Annotated in this window: 23 protein-coding genes; 17 read left to right on the top strand and 6 right to left on the bottom strand. The window is 71.0% G+C overall.

What is annotated here, in order from left to right; genetic code table 11:
* Positions 1–435: 435 nt before the first annotated feature.
* Positions 436–1386 (top strand): hypothetical protein, encoded by a 951-nt coding sequence (locus tag EXW95_RS04840; RefSeq protein ID WP_174366509.1) that lies wholly within the window; start codon positions 436–438, stop codon positions 1384–1386.
* A gap of 6 nt (positions 1387–1392) precedes the next feature.
* On the opposite strand, the gene EXW95_RS04835 is transcribed toward EXW95_RS04840, so the two are convergent.
* The gene (locus EXW95_RS04835; protein WP_174366508.1) at positions 1393–1851 is read right to left on the bottom strand and encodes a hypothetical protein; all 459 of its coding nucleotides are present in this window, start codon (positions 1849–1851) and stop codon (positions 1393–1395) included.
* 205 nt (positions 1852–2056) lie between these two features.
* On the opposite strand from EXW95_RS04835, the gene EXW95_RS04830 reads away from it, so the two are divergent.
* Positions 2057–3766, top strand: coding sequence for a hypothetical protein (locus tag EXW95_RS04830; protein ID WP_174366507.1), 1710 nt, complete (start codon positions 2057–2059; stop codon positions 3764–3766).
* Between the two features lie 44 nt (positions 3767–3810).
* Here the strand turns inward: EXW95_RS04830 and EXW95_RS04825 are convergent, their stop codons facing one another.
* The 3 genes from EXW95_RS04825 to EXW95_RS04815 form a co-directional block, all read right to left on the bottom strand.
* Positions 3811–4239, bottom strand: a complete 429-nt coding sequence (locus EXW95_RS04825; RefSeq protein WP_174366506.1) for a hypothetical protein — start codon at positions 4237–4239, stop codon at positions 3811–3813.
* Positions 4236–5423, bottom strand: a complete 1188-nt coding sequence (locus tag EXW95_RS04820; RefSeq protein ID WP_174366505.1) for an amidase — start codon at positions 5421–5423, stop codon at positions 4236–4238. The genes EXW95_RS04825 and EXW95_RS04820 overlap by 4 nt, the downstream gene beginning before the upstream one ends.
* Before the next feature lie 99 nt (positions 5424–5522).
* On the bottom strand, positions 5523–6023 hold the full coding sequence (locus EXW95_RS04815) for an LEA type 2 family protein (RefSeq protein WP_174366504.1): 501 nt from the start codon (positions 6021–6023) through the stop codon (positions 5523–5525).
* An 84-nt stretch (positions 6024–6107) separates the two neighbouring features.
* Between EXW95_RS04815 and EXW95_RS04810 the strand changes: the two genes are divergently transcribed.
* The 6 genes from EXW95_RS04810 (at position 6108) to EXW95_RS04785 (ending at position 11373) form a co-directional block, all read left to right on the top strand.
* Positions 6108–7190, top strand: coding sequence for a hypothetical protein (locus EXW95_RS04810; RefSeq protein ID WP_174366503.1), 1083 nt, complete (start codon positions 6108–6110; stop codon positions 7188–7190).
* 153 nt (positions 7191–7343) lie between these two features.
* Positions 7344–7994: an outer membrane lipoprotein carrier protein LolA gene (locus EXW95_RS04805; RefSeq protein ID WP_254605500.1), complete on the top strand. Its 651-nt coding sequence runs from the start codon at positions 7344–7346 to the stop codon at positions 7992–7994.
* Between the two features lie 457 nt (positions 7995–8451).
* Positions 8452–8913, top strand: coding sequence for a MarR family winged helix-turn-helix transcriptional regulator (locus tag EXW95_RS04800; protein WP_174366501.1), 462 nt, complete (start codon positions 8452–8454; stop codon positions 8911–8913).
* Positions 8910–9320 (top strand): DoxX family protein, encoded by a 411-nt coding sequence (locus tag EXW95_RS04795; RefSeq protein ID WP_174366500.1) that lies wholly within the window; start codon positions 8910–8912, stop codon positions 9318–9320. The genes EXW95_RS04800 and EXW95_RS04795 overlap by 4 nt, the downstream gene beginning before the upstream one ends.
* Before the next feature lie 115 nt (positions 9321–9435).
* Positions 9436–10635 carry a cyclic dehypoxanthinyl futalosine synthase gene (mqnC, locus tag EXW95_RS04790; RefSeq protein WP_371809910.1) on the top strand — a complete coding sequence of 400 codons (1200 nt, stop codon included), beginning with the start codon at positions 9436–9438 and terminating at the stop codon, positions 10633–10635.
* 378 nt (positions 10636–11013) lie between these two features.
* Positions 11014–11373 (top strand): hypothetical protein, encoded by a 360-nt coding sequence (locus EXW95_RS04785; protein WP_174366498.1) that lies wholly within the window; start codon positions 11014–11016, stop codon positions 11371–11373.
* A gap of 67 nt (positions 11374–11440) precedes the next feature.
* Here the strand turns inward: EXW95_RS04785 and EXW95_RS04780 are convergent, their stop codons facing one another.
* On the bottom strand, positions 11441–11716 hold the full coding sequence (locus tag EXW95_RS04780; RefSeq protein WP_174366497.1) for a hypothetical protein: 276 nt from the start codon (positions 11714–11716) through the stop codon (positions 11441–11443).
* A 435-nt stretch (positions 11717–12151) separates the two neighbouring features.
* Between EXW95_RS04780 and EXW95_RS04775 the strand changes: the two genes are divergently transcribed.
* Genes EXW95_RS04775 through leuB form a run of 6 tightly spaced genes read left to right on the top strand, consistent with a single transcriptional unit; the run spans position 12152 to position 17353 of the window.
* Entirely contained in the window at positions 12152–13438 is a 1287-nt protein-coding gene (locus tag EXW95_RS04775; protein ID WP_174366496.1) for a homoaconitate hydratase family protein, read from the top strand.
* A gap of 36 nt (positions 13439–13474) precedes the next feature.
* The gene (locus EXW95_RS04770) at positions 13475–14095 is read left to right on the top strand and encodes a LysE family transporter (RefSeq protein ID WP_371809909.1); all 621 of its coding nucleotides are present in this window, start codon (positions 13475–13477) and stop codon (positions 14093–14095) included.
* 12 nt (positions 14096–14107) lie between these two features.
* On the top strand, positions 14108–15349 hold the full coding sequence (locus EXW95_RS04765; RefSeq protein WP_174366495.1) for a hypothetical protein: 1242 nt from the start codon (positions 14108–14110) through the stop codon (positions 15347–15349).
* 1 nt (position 15350) lies between these two features.
* Complete coding sequence (locus tag EXW95_RS04760) at positions 15351–15743, top strand: hypothetical protein (protein ID WP_174366494.1); 393 nt, start codon at positions 15351–15353, stop codon at positions 15741–15743.
* The gene (locus EXW95_RS04755) at positions 15736–16302 is read left to right on the top strand and encodes a 3-isopropylmalate dehydratase small subunit (RefSeq protein WP_174366493.1); all 567 of its coding nucleotides are present in this window, start codon (positions 15736–15738) and stop codon (positions 16300–16302) included. The genes EXW95_RS04760 and EXW95_RS04755 overlap by 8 nt, the downstream gene beginning before the upstream one ends.
* Positions 16295–17353 (top strand): 3-isopropylmalate dehydrogenase, encoded by a 1059-nt coding sequence (gene leuB, locus EXW95_RS04750; RefSeq protein WP_174366492.1) that lies wholly within the window; start codon positions 16295–16297, stop codon positions 17351–17353. The genes EXW95_RS04755 and leuB overlap by 8 nt, the downstream gene beginning before the upstream one ends.
* A 64-nt stretch (positions 17354–17417) precedes the next feature.
* Here the strand turns inward: leuB and EXW95_RS04745 are convergent, their stop codons facing one another.
* Positions 17418–17588, bottom strand: a complete 171-nt coding sequence (locus tag EXW95_RS04745) for a hypothetical protein (protein WP_174366491.1) — start codon at positions 17586–17588, stop codon at positions 17418–17420.
* A 97-nt stretch (positions 17589–17685) separates the two neighbouring features.
* Here EXW95_RS04745 and EXW95_RS04740 point away from each other — a divergent pair, with 97 nt between their 5' ends.
* From EXW95_RS04740 to EXW95_RS04730, 3 genes are read left to right on the top strand one after another with little or no spacing between them, the layout of a single operon-like run.
* Positions 17686–17991, top strand: a complete 306-nt coding sequence (locus EXW95_RS04740) for a hypothetical protein (RefSeq protein ID WP_174366490.1) — start codon at positions 17686–17688, stop codon at positions 17989–17991.
* Positions 17967–19430 (top strand): PLP-dependent aminotransferase family protein, encoded by a 1464-nt coding sequence (locus EXW95_RS04735; RefSeq protein ID WP_371809908.1) that lies wholly within the window; start codon positions 17967–17969, stop codon positions 19428–19430. The genes EXW95_RS04740 and EXW95_RS04735 overlap by 25 nt, the downstream gene beginning before the upstream one ends.
* 59 nt (positions 19431–19489) lie before the next feature.
* Complete coding sequence (locus EXW95_RS04730) at positions 19490–19855, top strand: hypothetical protein (RefSeq protein ID WP_174366489.1); 366 nt, start codon at positions 19490–19492, stop codon at positions 19853–19855.
* Positions 19856–19904 lie beyond the last annotated feature (49 nt).

Here is a 19904-nt window from a genome sequence, read left to right as displayed (position 1 = left end):
CTACGAAAATGATTAAAATAGGTATAAAAAATAACCAGAGTAAACCACCGAACCATCCATTATCCCTAGCGAACAATAAAAAAATAAAGACGAGGGCGGATAATATAATTCCGTCTATGAAGCCAAACACACAACCTGCTAAAAATTCCAATTATGATGCTCCTTTTCCGATAAAGTCACTCTGTGTCATTTAGCCCAGAAATTTCTGCATGAAATATAAAAAACCGTTGATTCTATTGTGAACATCTATCTGAGCGTAATCATGTGAGCATTCATTTTTTGCACCCACGCTCAGCCGGACGGATGGATTCCGGGGCCTTTCCCACGCCCCCGCGCAGGCAGGGGCAGCGTTCAGGATTCTAGCGGGTTGGGGGGCAGCGGTTGGAGGCGGCAGGTGCGGTCCCGCGCCGACGCCGCGCGAGGCACACTGAAGGCGTGACCAGCCTGAACGCCGCCCCCGCTGAGCCCGCCCTGACGGCCATTCCGTTCTGGCGGCGGCTGATGTTCACCTTCCCCGCGTCGTACGCGTTCCTGTCGCTGGGTGTCGGCACGCAGCCGATCCTGCATCTGGAAGGTCTGCCAGTCGTGCGGCAGCTCGCGGACGTGGTCAGCCGCGCGGTGTTTCAGGTGCCGGTGCCGCCCATTCCCCAACCGACGGGCAGTGGGGACACTGCGTTCGACTGGGCGTGGACGCTGTGCCTGCTGCTGCTGGCGGTGGCCGCCGGGCTGGTCTGGGCCGAGCGGCAGCGGTCGGCCCCTACCGCTGTTCAGCGGGTGGCGCTGCGGACGTTCCTGCGGGCGGTGCTGATCTGGTGGCTGACCATGTACGGGCTGAGCAAGTTCGCGTTCTCGCAGTTCGGATTGATCGGCAGCTGGCAACTGGCGGGCACGTACGGTGAATCCAGTCCGATGGGGCTGCTGTGGCGGTTCATGGCGGCCAGTCCCGGGTATCAGCTCGTGGCGGGCGTGGCCGAGGTGCTGCCCGCGCTGCTGCTCCTGCACCGCCGCACCGTGACGGCAGGCGCACTGGTCGCGGCGATCACCATGACGAACGTGTTCGCGCTGAACCTCTTCTACGACGTGCCGGTGAAACTCTTCAGTGGTCACCTGCTGCTGGCGGCGCTGCTGCTCCTGGCGCTGGACGCGCGGCGACTGCGGGCTGCGTTCACCGGAGGCGCGGTGGCGGCGGCTCCGTGGGCGCCGCGTCCGGTGTGGCGGCGGGTGCTGCCGTGGCTGCTCACGGCGCTGATCACGGTGCACGTGGGGCTCAGCTTCCGCACGGGCCTGCAGACGCTGCGGGAGGACCGGGAGTTCACGCAGTCCATTTCGGCTCCGCTCAAGTCCCGTGGGTTCAACCTCATTCAGGAGAAGCCGTTCAACCGGTAGGCAGGCTCAGGGCTGCGCGGGCACGGGGCGCAGGCTGACGCCATAGCTGAGGGCTTCGCGGCCCAGCAGGACGGTCCGCAGGTGCCCGTCCAGACTGACTGTTCCGTCGGTGTCGCGCCGCACGACGTACAGGTTCGCGCGGTGCGCGCCGTTCTCGAACAGCTGCAGGGTGATCTCGGTGCCGTCCACGAGCCGTTTGAAGCTGCCGCTCCCGGCGTACACCTTGCGGCTTTCCAGGTTCACGAGGCTGCCGCTGGCGCGCCCGTCGCGTTCCACGAGGCCCAGCGTCAGGCGGTACGGAACGCGTCCGGTGGGGCCGTTGCCTTCGCCCTCGTACACGCCGTTGACCTGCCGTTCCAGGGGCGTGATCGCGGGGAAGTACGCGCCCCACGCGCAGCCGCTCAGGGCGGGCGTCAGGAGCAGGGTGGCGGTCAGCGCGGGGCGGGCGAGGGTGCGGGGGCGCATGCGGGGCAGGGTACGCGCGGCTCATGAAGCGGGGCTGATGGGGAAGCGGGTGTGGGCGCGTGGTCATTTCTGCTTGCGCGCGGGGCGCAGGTGGGAACAATGAGAGGTACGCTGCTGCCGCTGAGTATCCCCGCTGTCTACCTGAGGCGGGCCGCAGGCGACTTTCCCTCTGGAGGTCCCCGTGGAGTCAACCTGTCCTGCCCCCGTGCCCGCGCTGCGGACGCTGGGTGAACTGAGTGTCGGCGGGGTGGTTCAGAGGCCCAAGCCGCTGCTGCTGCTGGCGTACCTGTCCCTGGAGGGCCGTCAGTCCCGCGCGCGGCTGGCGCGATTGTTCTGGCCGGAGTCCCGCAACGCGCTGAACAGTCTGGCGCAGCACCTGATCCGCCTGCGGCCCCTGGGCGCGGTGCTGCGCGAGGGTCCCGGCTGGCTGGAGGCGACCGTCACGACCGACGCGCACCTGTTCCGGGATCACCTGACGACCGGGGACGCGCGCGGCGCGCTGGACGTGTACGGCGGGGAGTTCCTGTGCGGGCTGGACGTGCCGCTGGGCGCGGAACTGGAGGAATGGGTGCTGTCCACGCGCGAGGCGCTGGCCGGGGGCGCGCGTGCGGCGCACCTGACGCTGGCGGAGGCCGCGCGGGACGGGGGGCGCAGTGTCGAGGCGGCCCGTCACGCGGAGGCGGCGTTCACGTTGCCGGGCGCCGCGCCGTTCGAGGAGCCTGAACTGCGGCGCCTGCTGGCGGTGCTGCCGCTGCACTCGCCACTGCGGGGCGCGGCGGCGCGCGAGTGGCGGGAGGTGCGCGGCCCGCTGCTGCTCGCGCCGCCCACGCCGTCCCAGGACGCCCCGGTGCGGCCGGAAGCGCCCATCGTGGGCCTGGATGACCTGATCATTCGGGTGCTGGACAGCCTGGAGGCGCGGAAGGTGGTGTTCATCAGCGGCGAGGCGGGCAGCGGCAAGAGTGCCGTGTGGGACGCGCTGCGTCCGCACCTTGGGGGGGTGCCGTGCACGTCGTCCGTCGCGCTGCCGGGCGATTCGGCCGCGCCGCTGAGCACGTACCAGCGGACGGTGGACGACCTGCTGCGGGACCTGCGGGCGCGTCCCTGCGCCGGTCTGCCCTCGGCGGTCGAGGCGCGGCTGCGGACGCTGTCGGCGCAGCCGGTCACGCCGGACGCGTTCGCGGCGGTCGTGGCGCTCCTGGCGGAGGTCTTCCCGCGTGGCGGGGTGGGCTGGACGGACGACTTCCATCACTGGGACGCGGCGTCGCACGCGTTCGCGGTGCACCTGACGCAGCGGGCGTGGCTGGAGGGCTCGCGGCACTCGGTGCTCGTCGCGTACCGCCCGGACGAACTGGGCGAACCGTACCGGGCGCGGAACGCGGCGCTGGTGGACGCGGGGGCCGCCGTGGAGTTCCGCCTGCCGCCGCTGGGCCGCGCGGCGTGCGAGGCGCTCGCGCAGCACTTCCTGCCGGGTGTGCGGGACGCGCAACTGGACGCCCTGCACCGCTTCAGTGGCGGGCATCCGGGCGTGCTGCGCGCCGTGCTGGAGGACGCCCGTGCGCGCGGCGACCTGCCCGAGGCGCTGCTGGTCCCGCCCGGCCCGACCCGTGACGGGCTGGCGCGGCGGATCGGGGCGGTGCGGGGCGCGGCGCTGGATGTGCTGCGGGTGCTGGCGCTGGGCGTCCCGCCGGAGCGCCTGAGTGTCCCGTGGCTCGCCGCACTCCTGGGCCGTCCGGAACGTGCCGTGCTGGACGCCGTGGACGCCCTGACGCAGGGCGGCTGGCTGACCCGCGCGGGCCTGCCGAGCGGCGCGCTGGCGCAGGTGGTGCTGGACGGCCTGCCGGACCTGACGGGCGCGCACCTGCGGGCGCGCATCGCGGCCCTGCCCGTCCAGGGGGCGGCCGTGACGCTGCACTGAACGTCCCCCCGATCCCGGGTCCAGGGACGTTCGGTGCGGGCGGTTCAGCGCACGCGGTTCAGGGTGACGGGGTAACTGAGGCCGTTCACGCGCAGCGTGCCGCTCAGGCGGGTGGCGGTGACGGTGGCGGACAGGGTGCCGCTGGCCTTCAGGGGCACGTTGCTGATGCCGAAGCCCAGCAGGCTGGCGTTCAGGCGGGGGGTGTCGCCAGGGTCGATCTTCGCGGTCAGCGTCTCGCCGTCCGGGGTAGGGAGTTGCGTGCCGGTCAGAGTGAAGGTGTCGCCGCTGCTGAGGTTGCGGTACTCGCCTCGGACCTCGTGCGTGCCTGGGTTCACGGTGTACGTGACGCGCAGCTTCTGCGGGAGGAGCAGGAAGCGGGCCTCACCCTCGTAGGTGTACGTCGGCTGGATCTGTGTGGTGGGCGCGCACGCGGTCAGCAGCGCCAGGGCAGGGAGGAGGTGAAGGGGTTTCATGCACCGTCCAGGGTACGTTCCAGCGCGCGGGCCAGGCCCAGCAGGCGGTCGTCCTGTCCGTGCGGGGCGATCAGCTGCGCGCCGATGAACGCAGTGCGGGTCGGCAGGGCCACCACGGGCGCGCCCAGCAGACTGAACGGCGCGGTGAGGCGCAGCACTGCCCGGCGCAGCGGCGTGGGGCCGTCCGGCAGCAGCACCTCGTCCTGGCCCTGCGCGGGGGGCGGGGTGGGCACCGCCGGGGCGAGAAGCAGGTCGAAGCGGGTCAGCAGGTCGTTCAGCTGCGCGCGGTACGCGGCGCGGCGCTCGTGGGCGGCCTGCACCTCCGCGTCCGTCAGGGCCGCGCCCTGCCGCAGCGAGGCCAGCGTGAACGGCAGGAAGCCCGGATCGTCCAGGTGCAGCGCCTCGCGGTGAACCTGCGCCGCCTCGCTCAGCACGATCGGGGAGTACGCGTCCAGCACCTCGGGGAAGTCCACGTCCTCCACGGTCGCGCCCGCGCCGGTGAGGGCGCCCGCCACGTCGCGCAGCGCCGCGCGGACGTCCTCCGTGACCCAGCCGCCGGGCAGCCACAGGCCCACCCGCAGGCCACCCAGGGCCGCCTCCGGCACCGTCTGCCCGGTCAGGGCCTCGTGGACGCGCGTGACGGTCGCCACGTCCCGCGCCAGCGGTCCCGCGTGATCGCACGTCACGGACAGGGGCAGCACGCCGTCCGTCGGCCACGCCGGATGATCCCTGGTGGGTTTGAAGCCCACCACGCCGCACCACGCGGCGGGCACGCGGACGCTGCCGCCCGTGTCCGTCCCCAGCGCGAAGTCCACCTGTTTCAGCGCCACGCTGACCGCCGCGCCGCTGCTGCTCCCGCCCGGCACGCGGCCCGGCAGGAACGGGTGGTCCGTGCCTCCGAAGCCGTTGACGCCCGTGATGCCCAGCGCGATCTCATGCAGGTGCGTCTTCCCGACCGCCGACGCGCCCAGCGCCAGTAGCCGCGTCACCAGCGGACTCGGGCCGGGGTCCGGAACGGGCGCGCGGGTACTGGCCCGCAGCGGCCACCCCGCCACGCCGAACAGGTCCTTCACGCTGAACGTCAACCCCGCCAGAGGCCCACCGGGCGCGCCGGGCAGGGGAGAGGCCGGACGGAACGCCCAGGCCCGCTGCGGGTCCGGAACGGCAGAAGTGGCGTCAGTCACGCCCGCAGCGTAGCGCGGAGGGCAAGGGCTGTGAGCCGTGAGCTCTGAGCCGTAAGGAGGCACGCTCGTGCTGCGCTCAGAGCCCAGAGCCCCTTCCACTCAGAACGGGATGATCGGGTCCTGCTTCCACTGCCCCTGCGACAGCGTGAACGGCCCGAACGGCTGCAGGCCCAGCGGCCCGAGGTCGGCGGTGAAGCCTCCGTCCAGCCGGTACGTGACGAGCTGCCCGCGCGCGACCTTCAGGAACGACGCGGCGGTGTTCAGGGTCACGAGCACGCTGACCTCTGCCACCTGATCGGCGCTGCCCCGCGCGGGCAGGGCGACGTTCGGGAAGTTCACGTCCCCCACGTTCGCCCCGTCGATGATCAGCGACCCCGCGAGGTTCGCGACGCGCAGCGGCAGCGGGTTGGGGTTCGTGACGCGCAGGTTCACGGTCAGGTTCGCCACGGGCGCCCGCCCGAAGCCCCCCGGCAGGGTCAGGCTGGTCAGGCGCACGCCCTGAACCTCCACCTGCGGCACCTGAATGACCTGCTGCAGGGGCGCGCAGGCTCCCAGGAGCAGGGCGGGAAGGACGGCGGTCAGGGCAGGCAGGGCGCGCATGCGGGCAGGGTAGCGCGCGGAGCTCACGCGAAACTGACCGGCACCTGCGGGTGCCGCGCGGCTCTTTGCTACGCTGAACCGCGTATGCCACCCCGCTTCCCCCTGCGCGCCGCCCTGCTGGGTGGCCTGCTCGCCGCCCCCGCCCTGACCCAGGCGCACGCCACCAGCCTGAACTTCGGCGTGTCGTACACGAATCCCACCGGCACCTGGGATTTCCCGGTGTGGGGTCGGCTGGGCGTGGACGACCTGAGCGTCGGAGGCGGCCCCCTGACCTCCGGGACGCTGAGCGCGGCCGTGTCCACCCGCGCCCTGAGCGTCGGGTACCGCCAGGGGTTGAGCCTGCCGCCCCTGGCGACCGTGGCGGCCCGCACGGACCTGACGGTCACCTGGAACCGCCTGTACCGCCTGAGCACCCGCGTGAACGCCAGTGCCGGGCCGGTCGCCGTGAGTGGCGGCGGCACGACCTTCACGCTGCCCGCCACCGGCAGTGACCCGCTCGCCCTGTACGCCGAGGCGCCCACCGACCTGCGCCTGAGCGGCTGGAACGCCGACCTGAATGTCCGGTACCGCGTGAACCGTGACGTGGTGGCGGTGCTGGGCGGCGAGTTCGGCCCGCAGGCGCACGGGACGCTCGGCGTGGAGGGCCGCCGCGCCCTGACCCGCGTCGTGCCGCCCGACCCGGCGGACGTACCGGAGGACGCCGGGGACACTGGGGACGGCAGTGACCCCGCGCCCGTCCCCGACCCGGAAACCGAGGTGACCGGGACCGTCACCTGGCGCGCCGGGGCGCGGGGCGGCGCGGACCTGCTGGCCGTCACGGGCGGCGTCGGGTACGCCACCCCGGCGGGCGTCACCCTGAACCTCGACGGGCTGCTGGGCGTCAGCGACTGGCGTAGCCGCCCGAACACCCTGAACGGCCACATCACCTGGGGCGTGGGCGGCAGCGTCGCCGCCCCGGACCTGCTGGGCGAGGGCAGCACCCTGCGTGCCTACGCCGCGTACGAACCCTGGCGGGCCGCCGCGTCCCCCCTGCGGGTCGGCGTGAACGCCAGTGTGCCCGCCGGGAGCGGCGCCGTGAACGTGGACGTCGCCGGTGGGCGCGGGCGCGACGGCGCGCTGGGCTTCGGCGTGAAGGTCGGGTACAGTTTCGACCTTGCCCGCCCCTGAACCGCCCGCCTTCTTCGGACCCTCAGTCGACCCTGGATCGCCCGGCCCGGACCTGACCGGATTGTGACGATAAATCCCGTCCTGGCGCGACGTTAAACCTTCCGTCAGCCCCGCGCTTCCCTTCTCATGAGGGCGCGCGGGATACTGCCACGCATGAGCAAACGACTGACCCTGACCCTCCTCGCGGGCCTCCTGAGCGTCGCGGGCGCGCAGTCCGCGCAGGACATCGTGAACAAGGTGGACGCCGCCCAGAAGGCCGCCAGGGACGTCTCCTTCCGCCTCAGCGGCAACGCCAGCTTCGACAGCGCCGCGCAGAAGATCGACCTGACCGTCAAGGCCATCCCCGCCCAGAGCCTCGCCCGCGTGCAGTTCATGGCGCCCGACGCCCTGGCCGACAACGTCATCGTCGCCGACAAGACCGAGATCCGGCAGTACATGTACCTCACCAACCAGATCACCGTCACCAGCGCCCAGAAGGCCGCGCAGCAGGCCGGGCTGGGCCTGGACTTCACGCAACTGACGAACACCGCCAGCATGCTCGCCCGCTACAACGTCAAGCTGATCGGCACGACCGGTACGGCCGGGAAGCGCGTGTACCAGCTGGAAGCCACGCCCAAGACCGGCGGCAGCGACAGCAGCCGCGTCTGGATCACCGAGGCCGGCTGGCGCCCCACCCGCATCCAGCTGCTCAGCGGCGGCAAGACCATCGCCGACTTGACCGTCAGCAGCTACAAGGTGAACAGTGGCGTCACCGCCGCTGCGATCCGCATGCTCCCCAAGGACGCGCAGATCATCAAGCAGTAACGCACGAGGCAGGGGGGCGGGACGCAGAGCAGGAAGCGTCCCGCCCCCTCCGCTGCACGCCGCTTGGCTGCAGACTGCTCGCCCGCCTGGGCAGGGCGGCGCCTCCGCGGATCTGATGGCCGGGGTGATTCCAGTTCATCCGGAGTCACCCGAAAGCCCCATTGCCCTTCCGTCGTTCACACCCTTCTGGGGCAGAGGGGACAACGGAACGCGACCACGTCGGAGGCGAGTCGTTTCTCTCTGGTGCCAGACCTTGTCTTCAGGCACAGGACCCGCGGATGTGGTCGCGCGATGGTGTTCGGGGGGCTCCATCCGGCTCGTTCGCCTGATCTTGCAGGTTCAGGCAGGCAGACCCTGCATGCGTTCGGCTTCAGTAAGTCGTTTGACAGAATGTCGTTGCAACGATTAATTTATGTCCAGCGCCGACCGGACACGTCCGGACCGCTACCCTGAACCCATGCCCGACACCCCCACCCCCGGCGCGCCCGGCAGCCTGCAGCACCGCGCCTACCTCGCCCTGCAACGCCTCGCGCTGCACCAGCAACGCCAGGGCGCCGACCTGTTTCGCGACCACGGCCTCAGCGCCCCGCAGTTCAACGTCCTGCGCATCCTGCGCGGCGCCGCAGACGGCGGCCTGACCTGCAGCGAGATCAGCGACCGCCTCCTCGACCACGACCCCGACGTCACCCGCCTCCTCGACCGCCTCCAGAAGGCCGGACTGGTCACCCGCGACCGCGACCGCCCCGACCGCCGCATCGTCGCCACCCGCCTCACCGACGCCGGACGCGACCTGCTGACCCGCCTCGACCCACCCCTGACCGACCTGCACGCCCGGCAGTTCGCGCACCTGACCGACACGCAACTGCGCGACCTGATCAGCCTGCTCACCGCGGTCACCTCACCGGAGGACACCCCATGACCACCCGCATCGCGCCCGCCCTGAACCCCGACCTCGCCCTGCTGCTGCTGCGCCTCGCCACCGGCTTGGTGTTCGTCATGCACGGCGCGCAGAAGTTCTTCACGTACACCCTGCCCGGTACCACCCAGGCCTTCACGCAGATGGGCGTGCCCGTCCCCGGCATCAGCGCCCCCGTGGTCGCCACCGTCGAACTGCTGGGCGGCCTGCTGCTGATCCTGGGTGTGTACAGCCGCGCCGCCGGGGTGCTTCTCGCTGTGAACATGCTCGTCGCCATCGCGCTGGTGCACCTGAAAGCCGGGTTCTTCAACCCGGGCGGCCTGGAATTCCCGCTCGTGCTGCTCGCTGCCAGCCTCGCCGTGGCGTTCGCCGGACCGGGCCGCCTGCGCGCCCCCATCGGGCACCCCTGAGCGTAGGGGAGACGTCGCGCCGGGCCTGGGGTGATCCCGCGGCCCGGCGCGTTTCATGCTCCGGCACCCCTCCCGCCGGTTCGGTGAAAGGGGAGACCAATGCCCGCCGGGCGCGGTGCTACGCTCCGGACATGACCGCACCCGCCCCACCCCCGCAGCGGGCGACCTGCTGCCCCGCGCCGCACGCGGCGACCGCCTGACCCACGCCGAGATCGAGGCGCTGTACCACCAGCCCCTCCCGGACGTGGCCGCCGTCGCCCACCACCTGCGCCTCGCGCGGCGCGACCCGGACACCGTCACGTTCCTGATCGACCGGAACATCAACTACACGAACATCTGCAACGTCGGCTGCAACTTCTGCGCCTTCTACCGCACCCGCCGCCAGAAAGACAGCTACACCCTGGACTACGAGCAGATCAGCCACAAGATCCGCGAACTCGAAGCGGTCGGCGGCACCCGCATCCTGCTGCAGGGCGGCGTGAACCCCGACCTGGGCCTGGACTACTACACGGGCCTGCTGCGGCACGTCAAGGCCAACCACCCCACCATCCGCATCGACGCCTTCTCCCCGGAAGAAGTGCTGTTCATGGAGAAGACCTTCGGCCTGAGCCTCGACGAGCTGCTCGACACGCTGATCGAGGCGGGCCTCGACGGACTGCCCGGCGCCGGGGGGGAGATCCTGGAGGACGACGTGCGGGCCAAGGCTGCCCCCGCGCGCATCCGCAGCGAGGACTGGTTCCGCATCATCGACGCCGCGCAGCGCAAGGGCCTGTACACCATCGCCACCATGGTCATCGGCTTCGGCGAGACCTACGCGCAGCGCGCCAACCACCTCCTGAAGATCCGCGAGCAGCAGGACAAGGCGAACCGCGACTACGACGGCAACGGCTTCTCCGGCTTCGCCATGTGGACCCTGCAGACCGAACACACCCGCCTGCACGGCAAGGCGCCCGGCGCGACCGCGCACGAGTACCTCCAGCAGCTCGCCATTGCCCGCATCGCGCTGGACAACATCCCCAACATCCAGGCGTCCTGGCCCGCGCAGGGCTTCAAGGTCGGGCAGGCCGCGCTGTACTACGGCGCCAACGACCTCGGCTCCACCATGCTGGAGGAGAACGTCGTCTCGGCCGCCGCCGGACATGACCGCCACCAGGCGACCGTCCGCGAACTGGTCCGCATCGCCGTGGACGCCGGATTCACGCCCGCCATCCGCAACAGCCGCTTCCAGATCATCGAGCGGCCCGACGCGCAGGCCATCCTGAACCGCGCCGACGCGAACCCCGAGGGGAACCGCGCCGTCGGCTCCGCGGGCTGACCCGTCCCCACGCGGCCCGGCTCCTCACGTGATACGGGATTCAAGTGATTCCACATCATCCGGAGTCGCCCGGTGGCCCCCTCACCCTTCCGTCGCTTCGCTCCACTGCTGCGCAGCTCTGCGAGTCCCTCCCTCTCCCACAGGGGGAGAGGGGACAACGGAAGGCAATCACGTTGGAAGCAAGTCAATTTAATCCCGTATGAGAGGCCGGGCCGCCGCCTTTCCGTCAGCGCTGGACGTGCTGGGAGAGTACGAGCGCCTCTGTCACGAACAGCGCCCAGCCCCACCGAGCGTCAACATGAGCACGCAGGCCATCCCACCTCCCCCGGCCCTCATGCCCGCGTGCTCTGCTGCACCTGCGCCCCGAGGACGCCCGCCGTGCCGACCCTGACCACCATCTTCTGCGAGACCCGACCCCACACCCAGGAGCCCGCCGAGTGGACCGGCGAGGCCCGCTTCCTGCTCGACCCGCCCGGCGACCTGCTCGGCGCCCTGCACGCCGCGCACCTGCACGACCTGGGCCACCCGGACGACCTGAGCGTCCAGGTCAGCGCCGAGGCCCTGTTCGAGGACGGCGAGATCACCGGCCGCACCGTCCTGAGCGCCGCCGATCTCGCCACGCTGACCGCGCACCTGCCCGAAGCGCACCACGCCCGCGTGCTCGCCTGGGCCGCGTTCGCGTACGCGCTGGAAGGGCAGGGGAACGACGCGCGGTTCGTCATCTGGTTCGTCGAGTAGAGCGCCGGGCAGCGAACGGCCCCGCCGGGCACAGGCGGGGCCGTTCAATTCAGGAGAGGTCCAGGGGTCACGCCGCGCCGGGCAGGTCGGTTCCACCGCACTCCGGCGCGGAACCGTCCAGTTGCACCTGCCGGGCGACGTCCTCCATGACCTCGCCGTACAGGCGCGCCCCCACACCCGGCAGCCACGCCAGTTCCAGCGTGACGTCGCCCAGGTCTGCATGGACGCTGCGATGATGCCAGCCCGGCCCTTCGGCCTCCAGCATGAACTGGGTGGCCTGCACGAGAATTCTCACGCGGCCCTCTTCCGTCCGCGTATCGCTGAAGTGACGGGTGACATTCATGCCATCAGCATACGCAGCGGCCCTGACCGGATTCATACGCCAAAGTGATGATCGGCTGATCGGCGTGCGCCCACACGGCGTTCACCGTCCCGGACCGCGCCGCCCGCCTGCCCTCACGTCAGGGGGGAAGAGGTGACTCCGGACGCGTCCCGCAGGGCCTTTTCCGCCCGTCCGGTGGCGGGGCGTCTTGAGGTGCCGGTTCGCGCGGTCCTGTCAGGATCTGACAGCGCCCGCCGCGCCCGTCTACACACCTGCGCCCCGCCTGCACCGGCACTCCCGTAGACTCCGGGCATGTTCAACCCACCACGACGCCGGAACGCGCCCACTGCGGTGCTTCTTCTTCGTTGGGGGCGTTGAGCGCAGCCCAGCGTTCATCCACACGCCCCCGGAAGCGAGCAGCGACCGGGGGCGTGTCTTTCCTGGGGAGGTTTCATCATGGGAATGACGATTGCAGAGAAGATCCTCGCCGCGCACAGCGGGCACGACCACGTCGTCCCGGGCCAGCTGATCGAGTGCCGCACCGACTGGGTGCTGTGCCATGAGATCACCACGCCCGCCGCGCTGCGCATGCTCGAGGAACGCGGCATGGATCAGGTGTTCAACCCCGACCAGATCGTCGCGGTGCCCGACCACTCGGTGCCCGCCATGAACATCAAGGCCGCGAAGATGTACCAGAAACTCAAGAGCTGGGTGCACGAGAAGGGCATCAAGCACTTCTTCGACGTGGGGCGCGGCGGCATCGCGCACGTCGTGCTGGAGAACACCGGCCTGATGAAACCCGGCCAGACGCTCGTCAGCGGCGACAGTCACACCTGCAACGCGGGCGCGCTGGGTACCTTCGCGACCGGCGTGGGCAGCACCGACCTCGCGGGCGCCATCTACGCTGGGAAGGTGTGGTTCAAGGTGCCCGAGACCATGCTGATCCGCGTGACCGGGCAGGCCCAGCCGGGCGTGACGCCCAAGGACATCGTGCTGGAGGTCATCAAGCGCATCGGCGCGGACGGCGCGAACTACATGGTCATGGAGTGGGTCGGGGACTACATCGATAACCTCGACATGGAGGGCCGCTTCACCCTGACGAACATGGCCATCGAGGCCGGCGGGAAGACCGGGATCGTCGCCGTGGACGACACCACCCGCGCGTACATGAGCGCCCGCGGCGTCACGCCCGACGCGTACACCGAGTACCAGTCCGACGCGGACGCCAGCTTCAAGGTGATCGTCGAGGTGGACGCCTCGCAGGTCGAACCGACCGTCGCGTACCCGCACATTCCCAGCAACGGCCGCGTGGCGGGCAGCGACCGCATTGCCGTGTCGCACGCGTACGTGGGCAGTTGCACGAACGGCCGCATCAGCGACCTGCGCGACGTGGCCCGCATCCTCAAGGGCCGCAAGGTCGCCGAGGGCGTGCAGATGATCGTCGTGCCCGCCACGCAGGCCATCTGGAAACAGGCCGCGCAGGAGGGCCTGCTGGAGACCTTCGTGGACGCCGGGGCGAGCGTCAGCTACCCCAGTTGCGGCGCGTGCCTGGGCATGCACTCCGGGGTTCTGGGGCCGGACGACGTGTGCATCAGCTCCTCTAACCGCAACTTCGTGGGCCGCATGGGCGATCCCAGTGCGCAGATCTACCTCGCCAGTCCGGCCACCGTCGCCGCGAGCGCCGTCGCGGGCTTCATCAGCGACCCGCGCGCGTACAACGACACCATCAACGCCGCCGACTGACCGGCCGCGACCCGAAGTCAAGGGGAGGAGAGAAGCGTGGATCTGAACATTCTGCTGGCCGTCGCGGCCATTCACACGGTGGTGCTCGTGATCCCAGGCCCGGACGTGCTGCTCGTCAGCCAGACCGCCCTGGCCCGTACCCGCCGCGCGGCGCTGCTGGCCGGACTGGGCGTCGTGCTGGGCATCGCGTGCTGGGCGGCGCTGGCGCTGCTGGGCATCGGACTGCTGTTCCAGGCGTTCCCGTGGATTCACGGCGCCGTCAAGGTCGCGGGCGGCATGTACCTGCTGTGGATGGGCGTGAACCTCTGGCGCAGCAGCGCCCGGCCGGACGCGCAGGCCGCGCCCATCCAGGCGCCACTGAGCGACCTCGCCGCGCTGCGCGCCGGGTTCCTGACAAACATCAGCAACCCCAAGGCCGCCGTGTTCTTCGGCAGCGTGTTCAGCGGCGTGCTCGGCGCGCACGCGGGCACCGGGCTGAAACTCGCGGCCTTCGCCGTGATCGTGGGCCTCAGCGTGGGCTGGTTCGCGCTGGTCGCTGCGGGCATGTCCACCGCGCCCATGCAGCGCGCCTACCTGCGCGCCCGCCGGGCCGTGGACCGCGTGGCGGGCACCCTGATGCTGGGCTTCGGAGGGCTGCTGCTCGCGTCCCGCGAGTAAGCTGGGGGCACCATGGGTGAAGCGAAACGCCGCAAACAACTGGGTCTGATGCCCACCGTCCATCCCTTCGACGCGCAACTGGACGCCGACGGCACGCTGACGTTCACGCAGGCGCCCGACGACGCCGCGCTGCGCGGGAAGATCGAACAGGCCCTGCGCCTCGCGCTGCCGTACGGCGCCGCGTGGGACAGCCAGTTCCGCACGCAGCTCGTCCTGCACGGCCGGGTGGACGGCACGCTGACCACCGCCGAGGACGTCGCCGCCCTGCCGGTCGCGCCGCACCGGCACGTCGCGGGGGAACTCACGACCGGCGGGCAGCCGCACGAGGGTGACATCCGCGTGGACGGCGGGCACGTCCGCCTGCGCGGCGTGCAGCACTCGTTCGACGGGCAGCGCTGGGAGACCTTCCCCGCGAACGCCGACCCGAACGTCGCCGTGCGCCGCCTCCTGAACCACCCCGCCGCGCGCCTGACCGGCGAGACCGTCGCCTCGCTGACCGTCGAGCAGTACCGCGAGGGCCGCACCGACATCGACCCCGAACCACCCGCCGAGCTGCTCGAAGCCATCGAGGAACTCGCCCGCGAGTACCACGGTGAAACCGACGCCGAGTGGCTGGAGATCCACCGCGAACTCGCCCCGGACGCCGGGGACGAGAGCCCGGTCGCCAAGCGCATCGTGTTCGACCTCACCCAGCCCTCGCCCCTGCAGACGCCGTTCAGCCGCGCCTTCGCGGTCCTCGGCAACATCGAGGTCGTCCCGCAGGAGGGCAGCGCCGCCTACTCCCTGGACGGCGAGGAATGGGTGTCGTACGCGGACGGTCAGACCTTCGAGGGCGGCCTGCCCGCCGAACTCGCCGACATCTTCGACCTGGAGACCGTGCCCGTCACCGTGTACGCCGACGGCCGCGTCGAATGGGACGAGAACGAGATTCCCGACGAGCACGCCGATCGCCTGCGCACCGAACTGCGCGACACGACCGGCGCCGGCACCCCCGACGACTGGGCCAGGTGGACCCGGCAGATGCTGGAGAACGTGTACGCCGAGGAACTCGTGATCCCTGACGGTACCGACCTGCCCGTCCCGACCGCCGTGCGCCTCGACATTCCCCTCGACGCCCTGACCGACCCGGACCCCCTCGCGCAGACCTTCATGGAATCCGAGGTGACCTTCGACGGTCAGTCGTGGCGCGACCTGTACGACGAGGAACTCCCCGAGGAACTCAGCGCCGTCGCCCATCCCGGCGGGCTGAACTGACATGGACCTGCCCGGCCTGTTCATCACCGGAGCCGCGCTGTTCGCGCTCTGGATGGCGTGCCGGGTTCCGGGTCAGGGAAGGCGCGCGCCGCTCACCTCCGCGTGGGGACCGCTGCTGCTCGGCGTGATCCTGGCGCTGTACACCTTCCGCGAGATGCCCCTCTGGGCGCATCTGCCCTTTCCCTACGCCCTGCTGGTCTGGGCCGCCGTCACGGTCCTGAGCCTGATCCTGGGTCTGACCATGATCCTGCGCGGCCACCTGCGCGGCTGGCCCTGGCTGGGCTTCGGCCTGTCCGTCCTGGGCGCGGTCGCCGTGGCCCTGCTCCATAACTCACTCACGTCCGGCGACCCGATCCTGGGGTCGCCCCCCACTCCCGGAGGTCACCATGCCTAAAGTGCACGTGTTTGCCCGTGATCACATCAACACTGACGAGATCATTCCCGCCCGCCACCTGACCACCGACGTGGAGAGCGAACTCGCGAAGTACGCCATGGAGGACTACGACAGGGACTTCGTGCGGCGCGTGCAGCCCGGCGACATCATCGTGGCCGGCGCGGACTTCGGGTGCGGCAGCAGCCGCGAGCACGCCGTCTGGGCGCTGCGCGGCGCGGGTGTGGCGGCCGTGATCGCCCCGAACTTCGCGCGGATCTACTACCGCAACAGCATCAACAACGGCTTCCTGGCACTGGAATGCGACGGCATCGTGGAAGCCTTCCAGGACGGCGATCCGGCCGACCTGGACCTGACGGGCGGCACGATCACGAACACCCGCACCGGGCAGAGCCTGACGTTCGTGCCCGTTCCGCAGTTCGCGCTGGACGTTCAGAAGGCCGGGGGCTGGCTGGAGTACATGAAGGCGAACGATCAGGCGGCGCTGGAAGCCGAGACCCTGAACGCCCACTCCACTCAGGCCGGTCACGGCCACCCCGGACAGGAGGAACAGCATGCCTAAGATCGTCACCCTGCCCGGCGACGGGATCGGCCCCGAGGTCACCGCCGCCGCCGTCGCCGTCCTGCGCGAGGTCGCGCCCGACGTCACCATCGAGGAGCACCTGATCGGTGGGATCGCCTACGACACGCACGGCGACCCGTTCCCGCAGGTCACCCGCGACGCCCTGAAAGACGCCGACGCGGTGCTGCTGGGCACGGTGGGCGGCGCGCAGGACAGCGCCTGGAACCTCCTGCCCCGGCACCTGCGCCCCGAGAGCGGCCTGCTCGCGCTGCGCAAGGCGCTGGGGTGTTATGCGAACCTGCGCCCCGTGCGCGTGCAGCCCGGCCTGGAGCACCTCTCGCCGCTGAAGGCGGAACTGGCGCGCGGCGTGGACATCCTGATCGTGCGTGAACTGCTGGGCGGCGTGTACTTCGACGGGGACCGCAAGATCGACGGGGACACCGCGTACAACACCATGCGCTACACCACCCCCGAGGTCGAACGCGTCGCCCGCGTGGCCTTCTGGGCCGCCGAGCAGCGCAAGGGCCGCGTGACCAGCGTGGACAAGGCCAACGTGCTGGAAGTCAGCGAACTGTGGCGCCGCGACGTCACCGCCCTGCGCGACCGCGAGTACCGCGGCATCCACCTGAACCACGAGTACGTTGACAGCGTCGCCATGCTGATCGTGTCCGACCCCAGCCGCTACGACGTGATCGTCACCGAGAACCTCTTCGGCGACATCCTCAGCGACCTCGCCGCCGTCATTCCCGGCAGCCTCGGCCTGATGCCCAGCGCCAGCCTGGGGGACGGCGCGGGCCTGTTCGAACCCATCCACGGCAGCGCCCCCGACATCGCCGGGAAGGGCGTCGCGAACCCCGCCGCCGCGATCATGAGCGCCGGGATGCTCCTGCGCCACGGCCTCAAACGCCCCGAGGGCGCCAACCAGATCGACCGCGCCGTCGCCCTGGCCCTGCGCGAACACCCCACCCGCGACCTGGGCGGCAGGGCCGACACGCAGACCTTCACCCGCGCCGTCCTCAGCGCGCTGGAAACCTCGCCCGCCGTCGGCTGAACCCGGCACGAGGGGCGGCGGGTCACTCCGAGATGGGGGAGAGGCCCGCCGCCTTCCCTTGCCTTCAGGGCCGTTCGAGGTGATCCAGGCGGTCGCGCAGATCATCCACCTGCCGTTGAAGTGCAGCGCGTTTCCGGGCGCCGCGCATCAACCACATCAGCGGCAGCGCCACCAGCAGAGCGATAAAGAGGGTGGCCACAAGCAGCATCACGAGTTCAAGAGGTCCGAGTGACATACCTCACCGTACGCACGTGCGGCCCGGATGGTTGCCGCACCCGCTGTTCACGCCGCACCCGCTGTTCACGCCGCCCCGCGCGGCGCATGCTGGGGGCATGACCGACGCCGTGACCTTCCCCACCCCCGGCCGCATCCCGTACCCCGGCGGGTGCGTGCTGGAACCCGCCCCTTACGCGCTGGACTGGCTGCTGAAATGGCCCGCCGACGTGACCGTGAACGGCACGCTGCACGCGGGCGTGCCCGTGTTCCCGCTGCTGCGCAAGCTGCTGCGTGACCCCGCCGCGCACGGCCTCACCCCCGAGCAGGCGCAGGCGGCCCGCGACCGCTTCCTGGACACCGCCGGGCAGGCCCTGGAGGCCGAGGGCGGGCAGCGCGCGTGGCTGGAACGGGAATTCCGCTGAGCCCGGACCACTCAGCGCCCGGCTGGCTGGACGCCCTGACCCTCCCGCCGGCGCAGCCCGGCGAAACCCGCCACGCGCAGGTCACCCGCACGCTGCGCACCGCGATCACGCGCGGCCTGCTGCCCGAAGGCACCCGACTGCCCGGGCACCGCCGCCTCGCCGAGCACCTGGGCGTGGCGCGCAACACCCTGGTGGACGCCCTGGCGCAGCTGGAACTGGAGGGGTACGTGCAGGCGCAGGGCCGCAGCGGCACCCGCGTCAGCGTCCCCGCCCACGCGCCGCCCCCACCCGCGACCACGACGTTGCCCCTGAGCGCCTGGGCCCAGCGTGCCCTGGCCGGACAGATCGAGGACGCGGGTGGCGAGTACCTCGTGGATTTCCGCGTCGGCCAGCCCGTCCCGGACCTGTACCCGGAAGCCGCGTGGACGCAGGCCCTGGCCCGCCGCGCCGCACAGGCCCTGCGCGCCGGACAGCCCGACGATCCCCTCGGCCCCCTGGAGACCCGCCGCGCGCTGGCCGCGCACCTGAACGCCGAACGCGGCGCGCAGGTCACGCCCGACATGATCCTCCTGACCGGCGGGACGCAGGGCGCGCTGGACGCCCTGGCCCGCGTCTTCCTCGAACCGGGCCGGGTCGCCGCCGTCGAGGACCCCACCTACCCCGGCGCGCGCGCCGCGCTGGCCGCCACCGGCGCGCAGGTGCAGCCCGTCCCCGTGGACGATCAGGGCGTCCGGCCGGACCGGCTGCCCGCACAGGCCACCCTGCTGTACGTCACGCCCGGCTGCCAGTACCCCACAGGCGCCGCGCTGCCCGCCACGCGGCGGCAGGCGCTGATCACCTGGGCGCGCCGCGGCGGCGCGTTCATCCTGGAAGACGACTACGCCGCCGACCTGTACCACGCCGCACGCCCACCCGCCGTCCTGCAGGGCGTCGCACCCGACCGCGTGATCCTGCTCGGCTCGTTCAGCAAGAGCCTCGCGCCCGTCACCCGCAGCGGCTTCCTGGTCGCCCCGCCCGACGTCGTGCGCGTCCTGGCCGCCACCCGGCCCCTCACCGACCGCGTGCCGGGCCGCCTGGACGCCCTGGCCCTCGCGGACGTGCTCGCCAGCGGCGCGTACAGCCGCCACCTGCGCCGCGCCCGCGCGACCCTCACGCACCGCCGCGACGTGCTCACGCACGAACTCGCCACGCACCTGCCCGGCTGGACGCCCCACCCGGCGCCCGGCGGACTGCACCTCTACCTGCCGCTCCCACCGGCATGGACCGAGGACCGCGCCCTGAACCGCGCGGCCATTCACGGCGTCGCCGTCGGTGCTGTGGCCCCCCTCGCTCAGGACCGGCACCCGCCCGCCGTGCTGCTCGGCTTCGCTCACCTGAAGGTCGAGCAGCTCAGGACCGGCGCGGCCCGCCTCGGCGCCGCCTGGAGTCGGCCGGACTGAAGTCAGTTCAAGCGGCAGTGTGGCGCACACACCGCCCCCTTCGGGTTAGACTCGGTGGAATGCGGTTGCTGCTTGCTGCCCTGGCCCTGGTCCTGACGCTGATGTACTTCACGTTCGGACTCCGGTTCGGCTATGTCACCCTGACACCCACCTACATGCTGAACGCCACAGGCGAGAGCCGCTACGGCTTCATCACCTACGAGGACGATCAATCTGTTGGCGTCCGGGGTGTATGCGACGTCCGCAAGGGCAACGTCACGGTGCGCCTGCTCGACCCCGCCGGGGTGCAGGTGGCCGGACAGGTGTGCCCCAAAGGCAAGTGGGCACTGAACGCGCTGGGTAAAGGACGGAACGGCACGTACGAGCTCGTCATGGAGTACAAGGACTTTACCGGCATCATCGACATCAACGAGGCGCGCGAGTAACGACAGAACGGTCCCTGCGAACCACTCCGTACACGCGGGTGTGTCCCAC

This window comes from Deinococcus sp. JMULE3 (assembly GCF_013337115.1).
Taxonomy (GTDB): domain Bacteria; phylum Deinococcota; class Deinococci; order Deinococcales; family Deinococcaceae; genus Deinococcus.
Note: the sequence above shows the minus strand (reverse complement) of the source record. Positions and strands in the feature narration are given on the sequence as shown.

Bases quoted from the DNA above. Each gene is read 5' to 3' on its own strand.
- EXW95_RS04835 (WP_174366508.1), bottom strand. From the start codon at position 1,851: ATGCGCCCCCGCACCCTCGCCCGCCCCGCGCTGACCGCCACCCTGCTC.
- EXW95_RS04825 (WP_174366506.1), bottom strand. From the start codon at position 4,239: ATGAAACCCCTTCACCTCCTCCCTGCCCTGGCGCTGCTGACCGCGTGC.
- EXW95_RS04815 (WP_174366504.1), bottom strand. From the start codon at position 6,023: ATGCGCGCCCTGCCTGCCCTGACCGCCGTCCTTCCCGCCCTGCTCCTG.
- EXW95_RS04810 (WP_174366503.1), top strand. From the start codon at position 6,108: ATGCCACCCCGCTTCCCCCTGCGCGCCGCCCTGCTGGGTGGCCTGCTC.
- EXW95_RS04805 (WP_254605500.1), top strand. From the start codon at position 7,344: ATGAGCAAACGACTGACCCTGACCCTCCTCGCGGGCCTCCTGAGCGTC.
- EXW95_RS04800 (WP_174366501.1), top strand. From the start codon at position 8,452: ATGCCCGACACCCCCACCCCCGGCGCGCCCGGCAGCCTGCAGCACCGC.
- EXW95_RS04795 (WP_174366500.1), top strand. From the start codon at position 8,910: ATGACCACCCGCATCGCGCCCGCCCTGAACCCCGACCTCGCCCTGCTG.
- EXW95_RS04780 (WP_174366497.1), bottom strand. From the start codon at position 11,716: ATGAATGTCACCCGTCACTTCAGCGATACGCGGACGGAAGAGGGCCGC.
- EXW95_RS04775 (WP_174366496.1), top strand. From the start codon at position 12,152: ATGGGAATGACGATTGCAGAGAAGATCCTCGCCGCGCACAGCGGGCAC.
- EXW95_RS04765 (WP_174366495.1), top strand. From the start codon at position 14,108: ATGGGTGAAGCGAAACGCCGCAAACAACTGGGTCTGATGCCCACCGTC.
- EXW95_RS04760 (WP_174366494.1), top strand. From the start codon at position 15,351: ATGGACCTGCCCGGCCTGTTCATCACCGGAGCCGCGCTGTTCGCGCTC.
- EXW95_RS04755 (WP_174366493.1), top strand. From the start codon at position 15,736: ATGCCTAAAGTGCACGTGTTTGCCCGTGATCACATCAACACTGACGAG.
- leuB (WP_174366492.1), top strand. From the start codon at position 16,295: ATGCCTAAGATCGTCACCCTGCCCGGCGACGGGATCGGCCCCGAGGTC.
- EXW95_RS04745 (WP_174366491.1), bottom strand. From the start codon at position 17,588: ATGTCACTCGGACCTCTTGAACTCGTGATGCTGCTTGTGGCCACCCTC.
- EXW95_RS04740 (WP_174366490.1), top strand. From the start codon at position 17,686: ATGACCGACGCCGTGACCTTCCCCACCCCCGGCCGCATCCCGTACCCC.
- EXW95_RS04730 (WP_174366489.1), top strand. From the start codon at position 19,490: ATGCGGTTGCTGCTTGCTGCCCTGGCCCTGGTCCTGACGCTGATGTAC.